The 22208-nt window shown below is 36.7% G+C and carries 21 protein-coding genes and 1 tRNA gene; 15 read left to right on the forward strand and 7 right to left on the reverse strand.

Translation table 11 applies throughout. The features are described 5' to 3' along the window. Positions 1-8: 8 nt before the first annotated feature. The 3 genes from H3V11_RS10005 to H3V11_RS10015 are packed head-to-tail and all read left to right on the forward strand — an operon-like array spanning position 9 to position 4059. Positions 9-3023 carry a hypothetical protein gene (locus H3V11_RS10005; RefSeq protein ID WP_198224780.1) on the forward strand — a complete coding sequence of 1005 codons (3015 nt, stop codon included), beginning with the start codon at positions 9-11 and terminating at the stop codon, positions 3021-3023. A gap of 60 nt (positions 3024-3083) precedes the next feature. Then, positions 3084-3533: a hypothetical protein gene (locus tag H3V11_RS10010; RefSeq protein WP_198224782.1), complete on the forward strand. Its 450-nt coding sequence runs from the start codon at positions 3084-3086 to the stop codon at positions 3531-3533. Positions 3534-3579: 46 nt separating this feature from the next. After that, positions 3580-4059 (forward strand): hypothetical protein, encoded by a 480-nt coding sequence (locus H3V11_RS10015; RefSeq protein ID WP_198224784.1) that lies wholly within the window; start codon positions 3580-3582, stop codon positions 4057-4059. Positions 4060-4210: 151 nt separating this feature from the next. Here H3V11_RS10015 and H3V11_RS10020 read toward each other — a convergent pair whose 3' ends face one another. Beyond that, a complete protein-coding gene (locus H3V11_RS10020) occupies positions 4211-4627 on the reverse strand; it encodes a DUF3037 domain-containing protein (protein ID WP_198224786.1) in 417 nt (138 codons plus the stop codon). 175 nt (positions 4628-4802) lie between these two features. Beyond that, positions 4803-5489 carry a S24 family peptidase gene (locus H3V11_RS10025; RefSeq protein WP_198224788.1) on the reverse strand — a complete coding sequence of 229 codons (687 nt, stop codon included), beginning with the start codon at positions 5487-5489 and terminating at the stop codon, positions 4803-4805. 295 nt (positions 5490-5784) lie between these two features. Between H3V11_RS10025 and H3V11_RS10030 the strand changes: the two genes are divergently transcribed. From H3V11_RS10030 to H3V11_RS10040, 3 genes are all read left to right on the forward strand, one after another. After that, entirely contained in the window at positions 5785-6165 is a 381-nt protein-coding gene (locus H3V11_RS10030; RefSeq protein WP_198224790.1) for a Panacea domain-containing protein, read from the forward strand. A 64-nt stretch (positions 6166-6229) separates the two neighbouring features. Beyond that, on the forward strand, positions 6230-6511 hold the full coding sequence (locus H3V11_RS10035; protein WP_198224793.1) for a BrnT family toxin: 282 nt from the start codon (positions 6230-6232) through the stop codon (positions 6509-6511). Continuing rightward, entirely contained in the window at positions 6508-6720 is a 213-nt protein-coding gene (locus H3V11_RS10040; RefSeq protein WP_198224795.1) for a CopG family antitoxin, read from the forward strand. Before H3V11_RS10035 ends, H3V11_RS10040 begins: the two co-directional genes overlap by 4 nt. Before the next feature lie 43 nt (positions 6721-6763). On the opposite strand, the gene H3V11_RS10045 is transcribed toward H3V11_RS10040, so the two are convergent. Then, positions 6764-6839: transfer RNA gene (locus H3V11_RS10045), tRNA-Ile, on the reverse strand. Between the two features lie 507 nt (positions 6840-7346). Between H3V11_RS10045 and H3V11_RS10050 the strand changes: the two genes are divergently transcribed. The 7 genes from H3V11_RS10050 (at position 7347) to H3V11_RS10080 (ending at position 11553) form a co-directional block, all read left to right on the forward strand. Next, on the forward strand, positions 7347-8147 hold the full coding sequence (locus H3V11_RS10050; protein ID WP_198224797.1) for a hypothetical protein: 801 nt from the start codon (positions 7347-7349) through the stop codon (positions 8145-8147). After that, positions 8141-9064, forward strand: coding sequence for a hypothetical protein (locus H3V11_RS10055; RefSeq protein ID WP_174830932.1), 924 nt, complete (start codon positions 8141-8143; stop codon positions 9062-9064). The genes H3V11_RS10050 and H3V11_RS10055 overlap by 7 nt, the downstream gene beginning before the upstream one ends. After that, positions 9057-9635, forward strand: a complete 579-nt coding sequence (locus tag H3V11_RS10060; RefSeq protein ID WP_174830933.1) for a hypothetical protein — start codon at positions 9057-9059, stop codon at positions 9633-9635. Before H3V11_RS10055 ends, H3V11_RS10060 begins: the two co-directional genes overlap by 8 nt. Before the next feature lie 141 nt (positions 9636-9776). Beyond that, positions 9777-10283, forward strand: coding sequence for a hypothetical protein (locus H3V11_RS10065; protein WP_174830934.1), 507 nt, complete (start codon positions 9777-9779; stop codon positions 10281-10283). A gap of 3 nt (positions 10284-10286) precedes the next feature. Next, positions 10287-10634 carry a hypothetical protein gene (locus H3V11_RS10070; protein ID WP_174830935.1) on the forward strand — a complete coding sequence of 116 codons (348 nt, stop codon included), beginning with the start codon at positions 10287-10289 and terminating at the stop codon, positions 10632-10634. Continuing rightward, on the forward strand, positions 10631-11170 hold the full coding sequence (locus H3V11_RS10075) for a TIGR02594 family protein (protein ID WP_198224799.1): 540 nt from the start codon (positions 10631-10633) through the stop codon (positions 11168-11170). The genes H3V11_RS10070 and H3V11_RS10075 overlap by 4 nt, the downstream gene beginning before the upstream one ends. Positions 11171-11172: 2 nt before the next feature. Next, positions 11173-11553, forward strand: coding sequence for a phage antirepressor N-terminal domain-containing protein (locus tag H3V11_RS10080; protein ID WP_198224801.1), 381 nt, complete (start codon positions 11173-11175; stop codon positions 11551-11553). 494 nt (positions 11554-12047) lie between these two features. Here the strand turns inward: H3V11_RS10080 and H3V11_RS10085 are convergent, their stop codons facing one another. The 4 genes from H3V11_RS10085 to H3V11_RS10100 all read right to left on the reverse strand — a co-directional run bounded on the left by H3V11_RS10085 (position 12048) and on the right by H3V11_RS10100 (position 14907). Further along, a complete protein-coding gene (locus tag H3V11_RS10085) occupies positions 12048-13127 on the reverse strand; it encodes an XRE family transcriptional regulator (protein ID WP_232335813.1) in 1080 nt (359 codons plus the stop codon). A 129-nt stretch (positions 13128-13256) separates the two neighbouring features. Then, a complete protein-coding gene (locus H3V11_RS10090; protein ID WP_198224803.1) occupies positions 13257-13694 on the reverse strand; it encodes a hypothetical protein in 438 nt (145 codons plus the stop codon). 61 nt (positions 13695-13755) lie between these two features. Then, the gene (locus tag H3V11_RS10095) at positions 13756-14451 is read right to left on the reverse strand and encodes a hypothetical protein (protein ID WP_198224805.1); all 696 of its coding nucleotides are present in this window, start codon (positions 14449-14451) and stop codon (positions 13756-13758) included. 48 nt (positions 14452-14499) lie between these two features. Next, a complete protein-coding gene (locus tag H3V11_RS10100; RefSeq protein WP_198224807.1) occupies positions 14500-14907 on the reverse strand; it encodes a hypothetical protein in 408 nt (135 codons plus the stop codon). A 1626-nt stretch (positions 14908-16533) separates the two neighbouring features. Between H3V11_RS10100 and H3V11_RS10105 the strand changes: the two genes are divergently transcribed. Further along, entirely contained in the window at positions 16534-16851 is a 318-nt protein-coding gene (locus tag H3V11_RS10105; protein WP_078474189.1) for a DUF3761 domain-containing protein, read from the forward strand. A gap of 1773 nt (positions 16852-18624) precedes the next feature. Continuing rightward, positions 18625-21840, forward strand: coding sequence for an autotransporter outer membrane beta-barrel domain-containing protein (locus H3V11_RS10110; protein WP_198224809.1), 3216 nt, complete (start codon positions 18625-18627; stop codon positions 21838-21840). Positions 21841-22208: the final 368 nt, after the last annotated feature.

Genomic DNA, 22208 nt, shown 5'->3' on the forward strand with positions numbered 1-22208 from the left:
AAACAGGAATGGCCAGCGAAAGTAATGACAAAATTGCCATACCGGAACACGATGAAAATGGCTTTCTGGTAGGTGTCCGATTCGAAAGACGTAAAAAAAATCCGCAAACACCAACTGTCAGTCAGTCAAAACCGGCAAATAAAGCCAGTAAAACCGGCAAAAAACTGGACGCGATAGATGGCAAACTAGACAGTATCGACACCAGTGTTAATCAGACATTGGATAATACTGAGCTGATATTACGCAATCTGAGCAAATCCAAAAAGGCAGCTAACCCAGTTATTACCATCAATGTTCCCGGTACCCTCTCTGGTAATTCATCTGGCGTTGCAAAAAACAGCCTGCCCGTGCTGGTCAATCAGTCTAAACGGATTATCAGTTCAACCGACCTGGTCAAAACACAGGAAAAAAAACTGCCATCGGTTAAAACACCGCGAGTAGTAAAAAACATACCGAATTCTGATGCGGTCCGTAAAATGAACCCGCAGGCAGCTAAGGCGGCCGGCTTGAAAACGCCACGCAAAAACCCGCGGGTAATCAATGCCACTCACCCTGATTACGGCTTGGTACGCCCTGTTCCGCGTGAATTACTAGGTGGCCAGCGGAAGCGGGAAAGGGATGAAAAGGGCAGGTTCATCAAAAGCCAGAAAGAACAGCAAGAACAAACCAAGTTGCTGAAAAAGATTCTTAAAAAGCGCGGCGGCAGCGGATCTGAAAGCAACGGAATATTTTCCGGACTATTCAAAAAAATACCGGGACTGGGCGTATTGGGTGCAATAGCCGGCATAATACCGGGTGTTAATATACTCTCAGGTGCACTTGGTGAAACCGGTTTAGCCCGCTGGGGAGGTAAAGCATTAACCGGCATAGGTAGTGCCGGCAAAAAACTCGGACGCGCTATCGGAGGCGGCAAAGGTAAAACATCTGCCAATGGTAAAATGGGCGCACTGGGCAAACTTGGACGCAAACTGGGTAAATTCGGCAAAATCGGCGGTTTACTCGGAATGGGACTGGCAGCATTAGATGTCTTTGGTGTTGAAAACAGCAATATGGATCGTGCTGATAAGAATAAGCAGCACGTAAAAAATGTGGCCGGACTGGGCGGCAGTTTAGCTGGTGGCTGGGCAGGTATGCAGGCTGGAGCGGCAATCGGCTCAGTCGTGCCCGGCTATGGGACAGCTATAGGCGGAGTGATTGGCGGGCTTGCCGGTGCCATAGGTGGTACAGCACTTGTCGATTATGGTATGGAGAGATTGGATAAAGCAATTGATCCGGAAACCAGTAAGAAAATGCTTAGCTCATGGGATGGCTTTGTGAGCACTGCCAAAGAAGGCATGCAGAAAGTATACAAAACCCTGCCGCAGCCAATACAGAAACTGAGCAACGAAGCGGCTGCAACTGTCAAAACAGCTCAAAAGAAAGTTGAAGAAACCACTAAGGCCGTACAAACAAAAGTAGTCCAGGCGAGTAAGGCAGTTAAAGAAACATGGGATAAATCCAGTGTGGGTCAAGCCACTAATAAAGCTGTTGCCAGTGCAGGCAGCTTTATCAGCAATACCATTGCCTCTATGTCCAAAAAACACGCCAAGGTAGGCTATCATCTGGGTGCAAAAAAACTGGAAAAAAATGTGATTGACTGTTCAGGCTGGGTAGATGCCGTACAGCAGGCAACCATAGCAGACATTAACCGCAATATCGGTGCCGGCACCATATCAGCAAACAAAGCCAAAGCCATGCGCCTTGCTGCGGCACGTGGTGGTGCTGCGGGTGAAGTTGAATTTGCCATGAAGCAGGGCGCAGCCATGCAGGATAACCAGATCACCGAAGATAAACTCAAAGATGGTATGGTCATTGGTATGGCAAAAGAAAATAATGGTCGCTATAAAAACATTGGTCACATCGTTACCGTTTTTACCGATCCGAAAACCGGTGTCAAAATGATTTCTGAATCAGCTACAGCAGAAGGAAAATTGAAAGCCGGTGTACGGGTGCGTACTGTGAAAGAATATCTGGCAACCGAAGCTGAACGTCGCAAAAAAAATAAAAACCGCCACCTGTATGCAGGTGATCCATATGCGCAGGAACGTGCCAGAATTGATAAAAAAGATATGACCACACAGACAGCCAAAGGTGTGGCTACTGTCACAGCAACAGCTCTTACTCCCAACAGTCCCAAAGTATTACCTTCTGGCATGCCTAACTATGCATTTCGCTTTGGTGGCGGTGTAGATGAACATCTGCATGAAGCTTCTCAGAGATACAAAATCAGTGAAGCTACACTACGCGGATTTGCATTAAAAGAGGGTGGCTGGACCGGTAAGGATTCCAGTACAAATGCTGTTGGTGTTGGTCAATTTACCAGGCAAACATGGAATGATCTGATAAAAAAATTCCCACAAGAAGCAGCCGCAATTGGAATGAATGAAATTAATGACAGTAATAAACTAAAAGCGAATGATCCAAGGCGCAATAAACGAATTAACACAATGGCTATGGCATTGTTAATATCTAAAGAAATTGATCCTGCTTTGAAACGTTATGGTATACCAATTACAGATGAAAACCGCTATTTAGTATACAACATTGGTAGTGGGGTTTTACCTTTACTAGCTGGAAAAAATGTTCCTAATTCAGCAAAACTTGAAAAATCTATGAGGCTTAATGGCAAAAAAGCTAATGAAACCCAGCAGCAATGGCTTAAACGTCAAGGAGGAAGTATTAATACCTTCAAAGCCAAAGCAAATGTGATTAACAACCCATCAACTAAACCAGCACAGCAGGTGCAGAAAGCAATTCAGACTAAAAAAGAGGCTAACACACAGGCAGTTCAGTCTAAGCAGGTAAATATCAAGCCACAGGAAGTTGCACCATCACCACCTAAACCTACCAACTCGGCACGTCAGCTTGCTCTGGCCGGCTATGTCAGCACGCAAACTGAGAACGGTTCCATTGCGCATATCCCAACTAGACAAGTATCACAACCACGGATTGCGCATGTCGTTAGCGGTGGTACTACAGGTTGATTTAACTTTTAATTATTAAGATAATATACAAATAAATACATTAATTATCGAAAGAAAATAATGCTTAAAAAGTATTCCTTTTTTATACTGCTGTTCTTTCTCGCTACAGTTGCTAAGGCTGAATTTATTAAAAACGAGATGAAATTAACACCAGAAGACTTTAGTAAAGATGAATGTGTTTTAATTAAAGAGGGTCAAATCACCAAAGGTTCATGTTTGACTAACGTCTTTTATAGCCAACAAAATATTAATGCCGTTATACAATTTAACGGTATAGAGTATCATGCAGATTTTTTTAGTTGTTCTGATAAAACAGGTTACTGTCGCTTCAATTCGTTAGCATCAGAAAATGAGAAATATACTAAAAATGATGATGCAAAAATGTCATACAGAGATGCCAATTTAAAAATTGGCAACGATTGGCAGAAATATATTTGTCTGAAACGAAATAAAGCAGCCGGACATTTATATGAATTATGTTTTAAAAATGTAAATTATAGTGGAAATTAAAAATTGATTTGTAATCTATTATTAGATTAAACCCTTTGAGAATAATATGAAAAAATTATTACTGGCAATATCCATTTCTTTAATTACGCAGCTAACATTTGCTTTTGACAATCCTGTGACTGATAGTTATGGTACATGGGCAGGGAAAGGGCAATTTGGAGAAAAATATAAAATTGCTATAAATAAGCATGGATTTGAAGATTATCACAAGACTAATCTTGAAGAAAAATGCCATGGAAAACTTTATTTTAGACAAAAATTAATTACTTATAGTGGAAAACAGCTCATTAATAAAATTAATAAATCTACCAAGATGTATCAAGGTGAAGAAAACTATAAAGAAGCGATTGCTTATTGGCAAAAAATAAAAACACGTATTAATCAAAATCAACAATATAAGGTTATCCGTGTTGATTCAGATTGCGCAGATAATTATGAAGAATTTGCCTTTTTATCTCCAAATGAGGGCATTTATATTCATAGTGATCCAGAAGATTCTTATGACTATTTACGTAAGATTCATTAATCAGCTAAAGAATTGTTTAATTTATAATATTTGTTGTTTTTACACATATATTTATTTTGATTTGTTAGCTTAAGTTACAATACTGAATATATTATCATCAGTCTTTCTTATCCTCCGAAAGACATTAAAGCCAGTGTTTACTGGCTTTTTTTTATTTCAATCCATGCCCGATATAATAACCAAAAAGGTGATCTAATTCTTCTTGTTCACTTGATCCTGTTGTGACACCTATGTCGCTTGTGCAAATAATTGCATCTCTGGGTTTGGCCAGATGATCTAGTAATGCTCGAAGAGTTTCTGGTTTTTTATAGGAGTGTTTTTCTAAACTAGATTTAATTCTATCCAGCTCATCAGAAAAAGAAATCAATGCCTGTTTAAAAACACTAGCATCGAAATATCTAAAAAAACAACTTAAACGCTGATATTCAATCTCTAATTTATAATCGAAAAAACCGGTGTTCGGGCAAATTAAAATAATTCCCACATTCGAAAATTCGCGAGTTTGGATATGAGGCATAAAACGGACGACTGCAAAACGCATTGCTAGCATGTTCATATCAGTCTTCATAATAGTTCATTATTTAGTTTATTAGTTTTAATTCAAAGGGTAAATTCCTATATACATAATGAATTAAATTCATTTATAACGCAAATGCTTAAACACTATAAATACAATATCAGAAGCCAGCGCATGGCTGGCTTGATTTTGTTACAGAATCAAAATTAAGTTGGCTGGTGCTGTCTTACAGCATTTGGATTTGAAAAGGAACTTTTGCTATACATTTTGCTACGATAATTAAATCGTTTTCCATTGAATCAGTGATAGCTATATTTTCATACTGAGGGTTAGCTGTTATAGAGATAATACCTGAAGGTGTTGCCTGTAATCTCTGAACATAAACCAGATCATACATTATGAAGACATATATCCCATTTCCGACCAATCTTTGTATTGAGGTATCAATCAAAAGCACATCTTGATTCGAAATGTCCGGGCACATTGTGTCACCCTGGATCGACAGTAATTTAATTGTATTCTCAGATACAGGATGACTGAACAGACCATTGAACTTAGTTCGTGGTAAATCTATCCCTCTTAGTAAATCGTTACCAGTAATTAAAGATTTATTCGTAATTTCTCTGTCTAACCGATTAAAGTAAGTTTTAGTATCAAAATATCTGATAGATACAAAATTATTTTCTGGAGGGACTATACCATCTAGATAGCCGTCAGGCATACCCCATTTATACTCAATATTGCGTGCGGCCCTATCTCCGAATGCACTCTTACCATGTCTGAGTTGTGACACATGTGAATTACAGCCCATTTTTAATTCAGGGTGTTCCTTTATCCATTCATTTAACCTGCGTATCCTGAAATCTCTTATCTGTTCTTGTAGCGCGGTTTTTTTATTTTCAGGTTGTTTCATATTATTCTCTTTGAGCAAATAGAACGGTAATTGTTACACACCCAATAAACGGACTAATTCACAAAACATGCCTTGGCTGCTTAAAAACATGGATTCTACCCGAAGAATAAAAATACAACCAAATTCAGAGTTACAAAATAAATTATAAAATTTTACTTTTTACTTAATTAAAATAAAATAAATCTTGTTCTAGATATAAACCATATTATTTTTATAATGAGTTATTCAGCTATTGCAGTAGCTAATTCAATTATTAAGGTAGCAAAAAAATAAAGGAGTTAATGATTTAACTCCTATGAAGATCCATAAACTGATGTACTTTGCTCAGTTCTTTTATTTAAAGAACTTTGAAGATAGTGTTTTGATAGATGATAACTTTGTTCGTTGGAGATTCGGTCCTGTTATTCCTTCACTTTATTATCAATTGAGAAATTATGGTTCTGGTGCTTTTAGGGATTATATTCGGATATTAACTCCTAAAGATGAGGCAATTGTATATATGATGTCGGATGATGATTTTATAAGTTGGTATTTTCTTGATCAGGTTTTTAATAAATTTGGCCATTTAGATGTAATTTCATTATCTGTTTTAACACACCGCAAGGATTCTTCCTGGAGTGCAGGTGCCATTGATACAGTTATAACCATAGATGATATGAAAAAATCATCTATATGAAAATTAACTACTTGTTGTATATTTAAGATATAAATATAATATATTTACAACTAAAGGGGATAGAATGATTAATGGCTTTGAATGGAATCCGGAAAAAGCAGCAAGCAATATCAAAAAGCACGGCGTCTCATTTGATGAAGCTGTTACAGTATTTTGGGACGAAAATGCCTTGATAATTAATGATCCAGATCATTCCGAAGATGAAGACCGTTTCATATTGCTAGGGATGAGTGAGAATTTACGCATATTAGTGGTTATTCATTGTGAAAGAGGCGATACAATCCGTTTGATTTCTGCAAGGACTGCTACCAAGCAAGAACGCAAACAATACGAGGCACATTTATGAAAAAAGAGTACGATTTTAGTCAAGCAAAACGCAATCCGTATTCCGGACAGTTAAAGAAAACAATCACTATTCGGATTGATGAAGATAGTATTACTTATTTCAAAAATATGGCTGATGAAACCGGATTACCGTATCAGGTTTTAATGAATATGTATTTAAAAGATTGCGCCGAAAATAAGCGTAAGCTTGATATTAAATGGACTAAGTGAATTTTAGAGAATTGAATAAGCTGCCAATAGGCAGCTTTTTTGTTGGTGGGACTGGCAGGCATCGAACCTGCGACCAATGAATTATGAGTTCACTGCTCTTACCACTGAGCTACAGTCCCGATATTTTCACAGGACAAAGAGAAATAACCCGACCCGTTAAGGGTGGTCAGCTTCAGGTACTGACCAAACTCTAATCTACCGCCCTACTCAATTACCCAAAAATAAACTGCTGCAAATTAGAGGTACTACCCTTACTTATGTACTGCACCCGCCTGATCGGTATCTCATAGAGTAAGTTAATTTGTTACACAAATTAAACGTTTGCAATTGGTATTGTGGTGATAAAAAAACGTAAATTTAAAACCACAAAAACATCATAGCACAGCTAATTTTATAAAGTAAAATATTTTTTATATATTTATAAATTTATTTTGAGAATAAAAACAAAAAACATATATAAATCATAAATAAATAATGAAAATATTAATATTATTATTTACTTAATTTTAGTAAAATATATATACAATTTTGGCTAAATTCTTGCCAAATTGTGAGGCAAAGGGAACAAAGATTTTTAACTGAAAAACCAACAGTAAGATTGGCGGATATTTCTACGGATAAGATATATGGTTAATGATGATAGTGGTAATAAGGTAGATAGACCGCCCTTAGAATCTGAAAAAGCTGTAAGTGATGCCGGCATGTCTTCAAGGGTAAAAGAAGCATTCACAAGCTTTGTAGGCACCGGAATATGCGAGATTAAACCCATTACCCAGCAATTAAAGAAGTTCTGCCAGCGTCCGCAAGCCGAACGGTTTCGAATTGCACCGTCCAGGATGGTAGATGATGTTGAGGCCATGCTTAAAAGTATCTGGCGTAATGATAATGACAATAACGAGGCGGTTGATGCCTGTTTGCCAGTAATTGTGATTGCTTTCGGTTCTGCAATGAGGCCGGCACAACCTTCTCGTGGCTGGTCAAGAGTGCAGGGCGAACCCATGTTATTAACTCAGGATGATTCTGTTTACTATGATACGCGCCTGGCTTTTAAAGAGTGGGACGTACAGATTGCTGTCTTTGCGCACGAACAGGAATCCATTACCTGCATTATGGATTTTCTGCGCATGTATTTTTTCCGCTTTAAGAATCATCGCTGGCCAATTGCATGGAAACATGACGGTAAACCCTTTAATACATGGGGAATGCTTAGCGATGGTTTTGAAGTTGAAGAAATGGCAGTACCCATATCAGGGCGCACTAATATTATCTGCCACGCTTTTAATTTCCCGATTACTTTCATGATGCCGTATATCGCGGATGAAGTACCGACTATCAAAAGTGTGGATATGCAGATTCAGCCTAATTCGAATATGAAAGTGAAGGGAATTGTTACCAGTCAGACAGAACAGGATTGGCCATCATGTTAATTCAGCTTGAAAACGGTAGTTATATTGATGGTTCGGCTATATTTTCGGCCATTATCCGCAGTTCACTGGTACCGATTCCTTACACCCTTGAAGCCACTATCCGCATTGATGAATCTATCGCACCTTTTTTGCAAGAAGGAAAGGAGTTATTAGTTGGTCCTTATCAGATACCGGTAACCATTAATTATGTTCGCGACAATATCAGTGATGTTTATCAGGGTGGAATGGTACAGCTTCGGCAAATTATTGCCTTGCACAGTAATACTATCGCGATAAGCTATGTTGCGAATAAGGGTATTTTTTTGGAAAAAACCAGCCTGTCTAAAATTTATAAGGCTTGCGGAGCGAAAGCAACCATTGAGAAAGATTTTGTCGTAAATAAGTTCTATTTGTATAAGGGCAAGTATCCAAGCCACCAAATACAGGAAATCTGTCAGGAACATAGCGGTGTCGTACATATTGTGCCGGAAACAAATACTATTGAATTTGCCCGGATTTACGATTTATCCAATCAAGAACCAAAGATGGGGATTGGTGACCGGATACTGAGTGATCATACTCAGCGCAGTGAATTCCTGGAGCGGCATGAGGTACCTTCATATGTAAGCTGTGCAAACGATGGCAGTGCTATCAGAGGTAATTTTGATAAAAAGCGTAATGTAGTCTTTGTTCCGGAAAAAACTCAGGCTGAACTAAATGCGATGACTGATGTCCTGATCAACGCCAAGGTACTGCCCAGCCGTTATGCGCCGGAAATCAATGCCGGAGATGTTATTCAGACAGGCGGCTGTAAGTTTGTCATTATTACTGCGGCACATTCTTTTATGCAGGCGGCGGGTACAGGCGGATCTGGTGAGGAAAGTTGTTCCAGATTCTGGTTAGGCGTAAGAAATCCGGGAGAGGGTAGTAATGAGTAGTAGTTTATATGCAGCGGTAGTTAAAGAATATATACCGGCAAAACATAGGGCGCGAGTAGAGATATTCGGGTTAACAGATAACAATTCGGGTATCTATCCTGAAGCAGAGATTGCTTACCCTATAGGTGACCTTCATTCAGATACTGAAATACTGATACAAGAGGGTGATGCTGTCTGGGTGTCTTTTGCAATAGCTAATGATGTCCGCGTTCCGCTTATTATGGCTTATCGCAATCCGCCTACAGGTAACATGACAGAAATCAGACGTTTCAGACAGAAAAATATTGAGCTGATTGCAACCGGCTCTGTGCTCATTGATGCACCTGATATCAAGATCAAATCTCAAAATACAACTTTGGATCATACCCAGATGACCGCAACCGGAGTAAATACGCTGTTGAGCCAGACGAATCTCGATGGCGGAGCCACTACTTCCGAGGGCGGTGCTCCAGTGATTACCGGCGGTCTTAAAGTGAAAGACGGAACCGTAGAACATAATGGTAAGAATATCGGCGATACACATACGCATATCAGCAGCGAGCCAGGAAGTCCTACATCTGTACCAGTCTGAAGTCAGATAGTTTCAAAACCAGCCACCCTGGAAAGGGTGGTTTTTTTTATCCGTCTAAGAAAAAGGAACATGCCCTTAGTGATGCTTTTTTAGGCAATAACATTAAACGTGTTACTTCACTAACAAAAGGAGTGCTCAGGCATGAGCTTTATATTAAGGGTGCTGTCGAAAACGCAGTCGGTGCTCGGTTTTATTTTGGATCTACGTTTTTTGCCGGATAAATTTCAGCAATGGATTTTTGGTACATGTACTCGCGCAATTGAAATGCTTAACAGTGCCGTTATGCTTGGCTTTGCACTTGTATTCCATGTTAGCGGTAAGGAAATACTGCATGAAGATTTATATGCCAAATTTCAGCATATTCCCCCGAATCTGATGGTTATCGTTCTGACTGGTACCGCGCTTCTCCAGCTTTACGCTGCTATTTACCAATCAAATAAAAGCAATATCTGGTCAGGATGGTTACTGATATGGTCGGCTCTTGTCTGGTCGGTAATCGCAGGGACTTTCTGGGCCGCGTATCCGCCATTGTCTACCGGTATGTTCACTTATCTGATTTTCGCATTCTTTTGCGGACTGGCTGGTTTCAGTCTCATCAGATACACCAAAAAGCTTGAAGACCAAAAAAAATTAAAAAGAAGGCGGTAAGTAATGGATAGCGTATTTTCGCTAGCGAATTGCTTTGCCCTTGCAGGTGGTTTTTTGGGTTCTCTGGTTGTTTCTGACCATAAACGCTATGGAGTGTTACTAACTTTGATTTTGGTTGTTATAGGCATGGTTTTTGCCGCTGCCATTACAGAGTATCTGTTACCACCCAATCACCCATGGCTGTTTGCTGGTGCCGGTGTATTTGCCGGAATGACAACAACCTCTTTGCTGGACGCTTTTAAGGCTACAGCTCCAAGACTATCTCAAAAACTAATTAATTCTGTTTGTAGCAAAGCAGAACGCTTGATAGGCGATTCTGAACATAAAAAAGATGAAGGAAATTTGAAATGAATGAATTAGCATGGATTAGTGAAGCACGTAAATACATCGGTTTGCGTGAGATTAAAGGTGTTAAACACAACCCGACAATCTTAAAATGGCTTGATGATATGGGTAAGTACGGTACGGAAAACAAAGCATGGTGGCGTGAAGATGAAACGCCCTGGTGCGGTTTATTTGTCGGGCACTGTTTGGGCGAAACTGGGCGGTATGTGGTCAAAAACTGGTTCAGAGCCAGAGAATGGGATAACGCTCAATTAATGACTAAGCTGGATAAGCCCGCATATGGCTGTATTGTTACTTTTACCCGGCAGGGTGGCGGTCATGTTGGTTTTGTTGTGGGTGTAGATGCAAAAGGTAATCTGATGGTACTGGGCGGTAATCAGGGGGACGAGGTCAAAATTGCCGCTTTTTCACGAAGTAGGGTAACAGGTTATTACTGGCCTAGCATATGGTCAGGCAAGGCAGTTAAATCATCTCCTTTACCTGGTCGATATGCGCTCCCTGTTCTAACTTCTTCCGGAAAACTAAGCACAAATGAGGCTTAAGTATGAAAGTTGAGACTTATTTAGATCTTAGTTTTATTGGACCACATACCAAGATTTTTAAACATAATGATCAACTTTATGTGCCTATGCGTTCAATCGTAGAAAATATAGGTTTAAGCTGGCCATCACAATATAAAAAGCTAAAGAAAAGCTTTAATAATTGTATTGCTGAGATAGTTGTGCCTGGGAATAATGGACAAAGCAGGCGCATGTTATGCTTGCTATTAAAGAAGCTATTAAGCTGGATGATGTTAATTAATCCCAATCAAGTAGCCGTTGATAAGAAGCAAAGCATCATTAATTATCAGGATGAATGCGCGGACTTTTTGTTTTATTACTGGACTGTTCCTAATTTTGCCCATTTAGTTAAATCATTAAATTAATCATTCAATGTTTTTGACTTGTGATGACAGAAACCCAGTAAAGTACAGCTTTACTGGGTTTTATTATATGGTATAGGAGTTGAAACTATAAAATAAAGGCCAGCTAGGTGCTGGCTTTTTTTAAGAATATTACAGCACAAATACCTGATTCTTTTATCCAATCCAATTTTGGATTGGTTGAATATATTGATGGTAAAGGCCAACTTCGCCCAATGTATGAATGGCAAAAAAATACCCTCAAGCCGGAGGAGTTTTTGAGGGCTTTAAATGTACTAAAGGGGAAACATAAATTAATAATATATAAATAAGTTTAAATAGTCAATACACAGCAGCCGTTATGGCTGCTTTTTTATTCGTGAAAGGTTAGATATGTACAAACTAGGCAGTCGTTCTCTGAACAATTTACGTGACGTTGATGCCAATCTGGTTAAGGTCGTTAAGCGAGCTATTGAAATCACTAAGCAGGATTTTACCGTCATTGAGGGGACTACAATCTATTTAACAATTCTAAGCTGATTTCTTGAGTTTTTTGTTAACTTGAATATTAGATCTGAAATGTCATTTTCATGTATATTTAATTGGTTTGCGATCTCTTTTATTGAGATGTTGTCTTCTTCTAATAGGAGAAGTAATTTTTCCCAAACCTTTGATGTTTCTTTCTTCATTGGTCTTGGTTCATTTGTTCGGTATTTCAGTTGAGCGAACTGTGGGCATAATACTCTGTTATATACCCATTCTGTAATCATATTTAAACTATACATCCGAGACGCTAATGCCGTAATAGATACACCAAATATTGCCTTTAGGTTTAAAAGTTGCTCAATACTAATTTGAGTAATTTGATATTGGCGTAAAGCCTGTTCTGGCATCAAAAATGCCGCCGCAAAAGTATTAGCGTCTTTTTCTATTTGCCTGGTATCTTCGCCATCATTGTTATTAGCATTAAAGGAACCATCATGTTTCATACTTGAAGTATCGCGAATTAAATGTCCTAATTCATGAGCCGCATCAAATCTGCTTCGTTCAGCCGATTTTTGATTATTGAGAAATATAAAAGGAGTGCTATTATTCCATACACAAAAAGCATCTATCTCTTTCGCCTTTACAGATATAGAAAAAATTCTTATACCTTTTGATTCCAGTAGTGCAATAAGATTAGGAATAGGTTTATTACCTAAGCCCCATTCTGACCTTAATGTCTGTGCGGCTGTTTCAGGGGGAAGAGAGGATAAATCAGGAAGATTTGCTGTTTTTAGTTCAAACTCTTTATTAATCCAATCATCCAAAATAAAAGCAGTTACACCATAGCTTAAAGCCATTTTTTTATATTTTGCAGGCATTCTGGCATAAGATCTAAAACTGACAGCATGCTCACTAATAACAGGTAAATCATCCCTTTTAAAAAAATCAGGAGAGAATCTTAAGATTCTCCCCAATGTTTTTAGATCAGGCTCACTTCTTCCTTTAAGATAATTAGTTATTGTTCTAGGTGTTACCTCCATCATTTTCGCCAGATCTGCCTTTGATAATCCGCGTAGATCTAAAGCAAATTTAAGTTGATCTGGATTGAACATTATGATTACCTCTTATCTATAGCTAATAAAAAAGCCAGCTAATGCTGGCATGTCTACTAATCCACACAAGCACACTTGTTTAAATGTGCTTGGATTGATTAGCCTAAGTTCAAAATTAAAGCCCACTGTTCAGTGAGCTTTTTTGTATTCCTCTTCTAAGGCTTCGGTTATTAGATTCATGTCTTTTATTAAGTCCTCATGAGTTCCATAAAGTTGGAAGGTCTCTAATAAGACTTGGTGAAAAGTATTTTTAGGGTCAAAATTTGTAGATTCGATGTCATTCGAATTGACACCATAGCCATACCATACTTCGGTTCCGGGCTCAGGTTCAGATGTCAAATAGTTTAATTGTTCTTTATGCGATATGTAGAAGTTCTTTACGAATTCAGCGGCTCTTACAACATCCTCTTTAGTTGGATAAACTCTATGCAGGGCAAGTCGTTCTTTTTCAAAAAAGAAACCTCCCCAATTGTATAATAAATAATTGGGGGTTGGCTTAATATACAAAAAATAACATTCTTGCCCTAACTCAGGAGCCTCTACTAAATAATTAACTTGTCCACTCATCTCAAATTCCTTTTTATTGCAGTTTATAAACCTTAATTAAAAAGCCAGCGGTTAGCTGGCTTTATTTATGTTCATCAGAACGCTTATAAGTAATCTTTCCTTTAACTCCACCACCATTAATATTTTCAATGGTGAAAGTGTTAACGTCTCCCCTAATCAATCCGCCATCGTTGATAATTTCATCGGCATCAACATCGCCAGTGATAAAACCGCCTTTAAAATTAATAACCTTAGCTATAACATTTTTGATAATCTCAGCAGAATCACGCAAGCTTATACTATTAGCTACAGTATCCCTGATAATAAAAGCACAATTACTCATGCTAATAGAATTAGCTTTAGTATTTGAGGAAATACGTGCATATTCACTAATATCAATCTCATCTGCATTTACACAGTTTTTATAGGAATAGACAATCCCATATTTATTGACTGTTAATTTCCTATCTACCTTAAGGCTTCCTTTGATGTAAATAAGCCCTTGAGTAGAGATATCGCCTTTAATATGTACATCACCTGGGTAGAAAAGATTACCTACAAAAGTACTAAGTACTAAAGGTGGATAAATGGGAGGTAAGTGATCCACTAACCATTCTCCAAAATCCATATAATTTAACTCTCCGCATCGCTTCAATACCTCTAAAGCTTCTCCACCATTAGGGAAATGCTGTTTAAAAGCTTGAAGCCCATCTTTACAAGCTTTCCTTTCTTTAAGCCATTTCTCGGTAACTATGAACTCTTCTTTTTTAGCTTCCATTTTTATTCTCCAATAAAAAAACCAGCGTTTTGGCTGGCTTTTTCTATACTATGTATCTGATTTATTGATGTTGACATATATAGGTATTCGGTTGGTATTAATCTCTAGTTTCCCTTCAAATTTAATTTTACCTTTTATATAAATCGAAAATTCTGAATTGTCATCAATAATTACATCACCTTTAACAATAACATCGCCATTATGAACAATACTATCTTGTAATGTATCAAGCACTACAGGTGTATCTGTGGAAGGTACTTGTTTTAACAGCCAACCTACAAAATAAGAATAGTCATCTTCTAGTTCTGGTATTAATTTTGGTATTTCTGAGGTTTTCGCACCATGAGGAAAAACCTCATTAAATGTATCAACAACAAATTTACGATCATCATTTTCAATGAATTTATTCTCATACTTTTCAACGATGTCACGGGTAATTATCAGCTCGTTTTCCATGTTTCATTCCTTTTGCTTCAATAAAAAAGCCAGCGGTTAGCTGGCTTGGGTTAGTTAATCAGGTTTAGTAAATCAAATTGGCATTATCTGCTTTAAGACTACGTACATCTTCAACCGTTGTGGAAATCGCAACGGTTGAATTCTGGCAAGTTTTCTATCCTAGCAATCGTCATAACCATCAGAATAATTAATTGTGTTCATAATAAGCCTCTTTAGCTTCAGTGGAGATTACAATAACTTTAACTCGGTCGTTGTTGGATAATCAAAATAAAATATAATCACGACAACTGAACAATAGTTAATGCTTATACTTAGAAGCAAAACTACGGTTTAGTTGTAGAAATCGAATTTTAATGACAAGTAATTTTTGCCTTATTTAAGCCAAACTGAACTAAAATCGAATTAAATGAACTAAAATGTGCAGGCGGTTCATTTATTAAAAAACAATAACTTAGATAATTATTTATCAGACTTTTAATCCGTTGGTCGAGCGTTCGAATCGCTCACGACCCACCATTTCTCCTCCATATATTCTAATATTCTACGCATTTTATCATTTCTTCCCTTGTATTATCTGTTGTGACAAAACTGTACCATTTTGATGTCATGATATTGTTAATCTTTAATGTAGGCTGGATTAAATGCTTCAGTACTAAATGAGCATATTTTTGCACCTATCTCTAGAGATTTCTAGCCGCTCATATCTAATGCCATGCATTGAAACACCATCTTCAACTAGCCTGGTAGCCCATGTATGTCATGAATCATGCTGGCTGAATTCTCACTCAAAGCTTCTGCTGGTCATGTATTCCTGATTTCAGTGCTACCAGTAATAGTATTTCTAGATCCGAGCTATTTAAGCTCATATTGTATTTTTTAAGTAATAATCAAAATTCGCTACTCTTGTTTGTAGGCCGTTTAATTCCAGATATGTCTACATTAGATACTTTAGTCTGTATTAATTGAATAATATCACCTTTAAATCGCTAAAATTTAAAAGATTTTTTCATAGTAATTTTATAAATTCTTCAGCTGAAATACCCATAACCTAATTCTCAGTTATAAAAATTTAAAAAAATATATCGTTAAAATAGATAAGATAATTAAGTTGATTTGAACTCAAAAAATTTGCTGATTTAAGTCTTTATTTCCTGAGGATTTTGAAAAATGACTAAAAAACAAATTAAGAATAAGGATTTTTAAACTAAATCCCCTCCCGCCCCGGATAGGCAACAGCCAGTAAAGCAGGGCTATTTGCCAGATACTGCTTATGCTGAAGAGCCGGAGAAGGCTAAGTTACTGGTTTTTTATTATTTGAAGGTTTCTGCTGGAATATGATTCTGATTTGATTAATACAGTAGTTGAAATGATTAAGAATGATTAATTTTATTAGCTACTACTTTGACTAGAAAATTGGAACCGTTGTTACAGAGCAGTAAAACCGTAAAATTTATTAATAAGAATAATAATATTAAATATACCAAGTATAGACAGAACGTTGTATAAATAATTTTTTAATGATTAAAATGCAAAATTACATAGATAATTTAGTTAAAAATTTGATTTTTAGAATAAATATATGTTAAAAATTATTTATATTTTAACTATATAAATTGCAGGAAAGTTATGATAAAAATCAGTAGCAGATTTGCCATGCTTTTCTTATGCTTTTTTTTCTCACAATCAGGATTTGCAAGAATCACAACTAATGCAAATGATCCGGAAGTGAAGTCAAAATGTGCAGATGGCACATATTCAACTTCAACCGGAAGGGGTACATGTTCTCATCATGGCGGGGTTGTTTATGATGATTTGCCAACAAGAAGAAAATCAAATAAAAAACCAAAAACTGAACAACCTAAAAATACTATTAAATGTAATGATGGAACTTCAACTAAAGCAGGAAAAGGGGCTTGTTCGCGACACGGTGGAATAGCACGATAGAAATTTAAGCAATAGTGTGAGAATAATATTTTTAAAGTAGTATTCTGCACTTAAAAATATTTAATTTTAAGAAAGGCTACTGCCGCTTTTATACAATTACTTTGGTTGCCTGTGCAACCAAAGTAATTAGTAAAAGTATAAAGAAATTTAAATCCTGATAAGTTTAATTAAAAGTACATCTAAAGCTGATTTAATGTGGATTCATTTTTACCATTGACTACCTGGTAAATAAATATCATTGTTAATTTTTAGCTTTCAATATTATAAACGATATTATTGTGTGATTGATGTTGAATTAAATCATTGCACAAATTTATCAAAAATTGCTTGCGCCTGTGTAGTAAATTCAATATTAGAGATTTTAGATGTTAATTTACTGATAATTCTGGATCTGTTCTATATTAATTCTTATACAATTTTCTGGCTATTTGGGCAGATCGTTGCTGACGATTTAAGTTTGAATTGTGACAGCTTCCTTTAGAAAGTGTGAGCTGGTCTCCCATTGCGTTGTATCGCCTCAATAGGCTATTTTACTATTTATTTAGGAACATTGCTTACGTATCCATATTTATGCATGGAATATGATATAGATTCTTTTCTTTAAAGATTACTTCTCTATGATGGCAGTGCGTAGTCGCACAGGGTATAACTTGTTCACGCATTTTTCTGCAAAGTGAAAATGCGATACATATAAATCATTTTTATGTAGATTAAACATATAAATAAAATCCATATACTATAAAATTACAATGATGTATATGTAAAATGGCAGTTCATCTGTTCGATATTCCTATATATGTAAGGTAAATAAATACTGATGATCTTTAACTGTAAAATTATTTTACTGCCATTCTTGAGGTATCTGGCAGTGCTCTGGCGGATATAGAGAGTACAATATTAAGTACTTCACGCTTTTTGCTGAGCTCGGTCTTTTAGGTTGCTTCCTGTAATAAATTATTTATCTAGTGACGTATTTCTTTTATCTTGAAGTTTCTCTTCATTCTGATTTTCCACGTCTGTTTCATCGTTCCGGCTGGCGCAAGTGAGTTGATAATGTTATACCGTTTAATCCGTAGGTCGAGCGTTCGAATTGCTCATGACCCATCAATTATCTCTTATATTAAAGATTTAACTAAATATTTTATAATATAAATTTATTATTATAATTTTCTTAATTTATCAATGACTATTTATTTTTGAATTGTCAGTTTGATGATTGGCTATTATTTGATGGTAAAATTTTTTTACTTAAGCCAGCAATTGTAATGAATGTTAAGTTAATAATATATTTTATAGAACATTTAAATTCATTAAAATCTTTTTGATATTTCAACACAATATTTTACCTTTTCTGTTCAATAAATCTCAAACTTTTCATAAATAATTTTCTTATTAAAAAATAATGAGTATTTATAAAGTTATAGACTACTAAGCAATAAAATAATTTCATTTATTAAAATTTATAATTAAATTTATTAAATTCAATAAATTAATGATGTAAATTACATTTTACTCTCTATTTTCCACTATTTTATTCTTTATTCGGTGAAATTATTTTCAATGAGATAAATATAATATCATTTAACATAAAAATACAACTTAATAAATATAAATATTTTAAAACAATATAATTTGACCTATGACAAAAAAATACCTAATTTTGTCTATATAGGATAATTGATTATTAAAGTAATAAAGTGTTAAATTTAAAATGCATTATATTTGAGTTTCGTTAACTTAACTTAATTTAATTTATTAAAGATTGATTGCCAAATGAATAAAATATACAAACTGATTTGGAATGCCAGAGAACAGGCTTATGTTGTGACTTCTGAGTTGGCTCGCAAAAGCGGGAAAGTAGTGGGAGCCAAGGTTGTCACAACAGTGATTGGTGCACTGGCTTTAACTGCAAATGTAGCTCAGGCTCAGTGTGTTTCTACTTCGGAGCAAAATCAAATATGTACTAATGCAGCAGGGGAAGTTGTCATTTCAGATCGGGACAGACCTGATGGCAAGGATATTGCATTCATTGGTATTCCTTCCGATGATCCAATTACTTCACAGGAAGGGGTTTTTGACGTTCTTGGTTTGGCAGATGGTCAAAATATAAGAGTTAAAGTTGATCGTACCGGCCAGAAAGGTGGTAGTCTTTGGGGAATAAACTCCGGAACAGGCGAAACAACAGTTGATATTTCCGGAGATGTCATTTCATCAGGAAATGAAATGATACCAGGTGATACAGATACGCCAAAATTTGACGATGCTGTTTCAATAACCAATTCTGAAGATGCTACCAATTTGACTGTAAACCAGACTGCAAGCAGCAGTACTATTAAGGGTGAAAATATTGGTATTACAACTTCTAATAGCGGTAAAGGATCTACTAATATAGATGTTGCTGGTACGGTACAAGCTAAGGTAGGTATTTATGCAGATAATGGGCAAAACTCAAAAGCAATTAATATTAGTCAGGCTGAAACAGGCAATATTGACGGTTCAGTTAATGGAATCGTGGTGAATAATCAGGGTATTGAGGCTATCAATATCAATATTAGCGGAAATGTTACAGGTAAAGGAACGGGAACCGGATCAATACCTGTGGATACTGATGATACCATAGATCCGATGAATCCGAATGGTGACATATTTAATACTGGTAGTGGAATTATTGCTGAAAATCATGAAAATGCGACTGATATCAATATTAAGCAATTAAAAGAAAGCAGTAGAATTCAGGGTACAGCAACAGGCATCAGTGCTGTAAATTCCGGTACCGGATCTACAACTATTAGCACAGTGGGTACGGTGATTGCAGACGGACCGGAGAAGAATGGTACCGGCATTTCTGTTTTCAATGGTGAAACAGCGAATGCAATCAATATCACTCAGGAAACAGGTAGTATTGAAGGTAAAGAAACCGGAATTGCTGCGACAAATTTAGGTAAAGGTGATACCGAAATCACAACCGGAGGTGATGTAACAGGTACTAGTGGTGCTGGTATACAGGCAACTAATATTGACTGGGCGGATTCTGGTGAGAAAAGAGGTATAGCAGTAAAGCAGACCGGAGGAAGCATTACTGGCGGTACTGATGGTATCAGTGCAATAAATATGACCGGCGGTGCTGTGTCAATAGAAACGTCAGGTAAGGTGGCGGGTGGTACCGGTGCAGGCATCTCTACCAATGGTTTACCAGCTTCAAACAGTAGTATTATCCTTAATAAGGGAGCAGATGTTTCTGCTGCATCAGGTATTGCAATTGAAGATGGCGATAGCAACTCCTTAGTTACTATTAATAGCGGAGCAAAAGTAACCGGTAATATTAATCTGGGTCATGGTAGTGATATTCTCACTATCAATAATGGTGCTGATATTACTGGTCTTACTATGCTGGACGGCGGCAATGATATAGATAATGGTAAAGACAGCAGTAATGACCAACTCTACCTTAATACTAATCTTCGCGGTTCTTCTACCAGTAATAGTGCAGGTGATGTTGGTATTGTTAACTGGGAAAATATCCATCTCGGACAATCAGCCAGACTAACTCTAACCGGTGACCTTAATACACAAAACCTGAATATCGGATCTGGGGCGGAAGTACAACTTGATAAGATTGACAATTCTTCCGGTAAGAACGAAGTTGCTATTTCAGGTAATGTAAACAATGCCGGTAATATTAATCTGGTTAACGATAATGTTGGTGACCGTCTGACCATTCAGGGTGACTATCATGGTGAAAAGGGTAGTAAACTGCTTCTGGAAGTAACACCTGAGCAAAATAATGCTGATAAATTACATATCGGTGGAAATGCGAGTGGTGAGACAGCCATTGATCTAACTGAAGTTAGTGGTTTGGGTGCAAGTACAGCCGGTACAAATGGCATTGAAATTGTCTCCGTTGATGGTACTGCTGATGGCGATATTTTCACATTACTGCGCGATCATGTTGACGCCGGTGCATATGAGTACAGGCTGCAAAAGAGTGAAGATAATAAATGGAATCTTTACTCTGAAAAAATGCAGGAAACCGGTACAAAAACAACTTATCGTAGAGAAGTACCTTTATATAGTGCAGTTAGTGCCCAGTTACATCAGGCAGACAGTCTGATGCTCGGTGATATGCATAAGCGTATTGGTGCTACTCCTACTCCTGATGAACGGATGAGCTGGGGCAGAGTAATTGCTAATCGTAGCGATATTCGTCAGAATGGAACAGCTAATACCCGTAGTAAAGGTAACTATTCCGGTTTGCAGGTTGGTAGCGATATCTGGAGCAATAATGGTCTGCGTATTGGTGGCTACTTAGGTTATTTACATGGAAATCTTGATGTAAATGGTTTTGCCAGCGGCATTAATGGTAAGGTTGGTAAAAATAGTACTAAATCTTATTTCCTAGGTGCTTATGGTAATTACACCCGAGATAATGGTGCCTATATGGATGTTGTATTACAGGGTGCACGCCATAATGTAGATATCAAACCTGATGGCACCTCAAATAGTAAGCAAAAAGGTCATGGTGTTACTGCTTCTATTGAGGTCGGTCAGCCATTTGCTATTGGTAGCAGCAGCTGGAAATTTGAACCTCAGGCACAGATTATTCATCAATGGCTGGATTTAAATGATACTGATATCAGTGGTAATACCACGGTTAAACAGGATCATGATAATGCGTGGTTATTCCGTCTGGGCGGTCGTCTGGAAGGTAATTATCAGGTAAATAAAGGTGTGCTCCATCCTTATGCCCGGGTTAATTTCTTCTACTCACCAAATGGTGCAAATCACACTACCTTTAAAACAAAGGCAGCATCAACTACATTGAATGCCGGTGCTTCGCATGCTAATACTGAAATGGCTATTGGTGGTAGCTATGATATTACCGACAAGGTGAAAGCTTATGGTGAAATTGGCCATACATGGTCTAATGGCGGAGATTCACATGTGAAATCACCTGTAAATGGTTCTGTAGGATTAAAGGTTAACTGGTAATAAAGTTGTGATAATTTAATCAAAACAGGGTTGATCGTTTATGATTCAATCCTGTTTTTTTATTAATACTTTAAATTAAAGACTTTTTTTTATAAAAATTATTACTTCTATACTCTCTGAATAATTATGATGAACAGGCTTTACCTGAATAAGCTGATTACTAAGGATTCTGTACTACCGCCAAACGATGCAAAATATTATTAGATCAAATGTTATTAAGGTATGATTTAATAGATTATTTACCCACAACATGAGGGGTATATTGCTATCAACAATAAAGTAAAAGATAAACAGGATTTATTTGAATAAAATTATAAGATAATGTAATTAATTTAAATGAATAAATTAATACAATGGAATTTTAAGGC

It is taken from the genome of Snodgrassella sp. W8158, from assembly GCF_016100435.1.
In the GTDB taxonomy this organism is placed as follows: Bacteria; Pseudomonadota; Gammaproteobacteria; order Burkholderiales; family Neisseriaceae; genus Snodgrassella; species Snodgrassella alvi.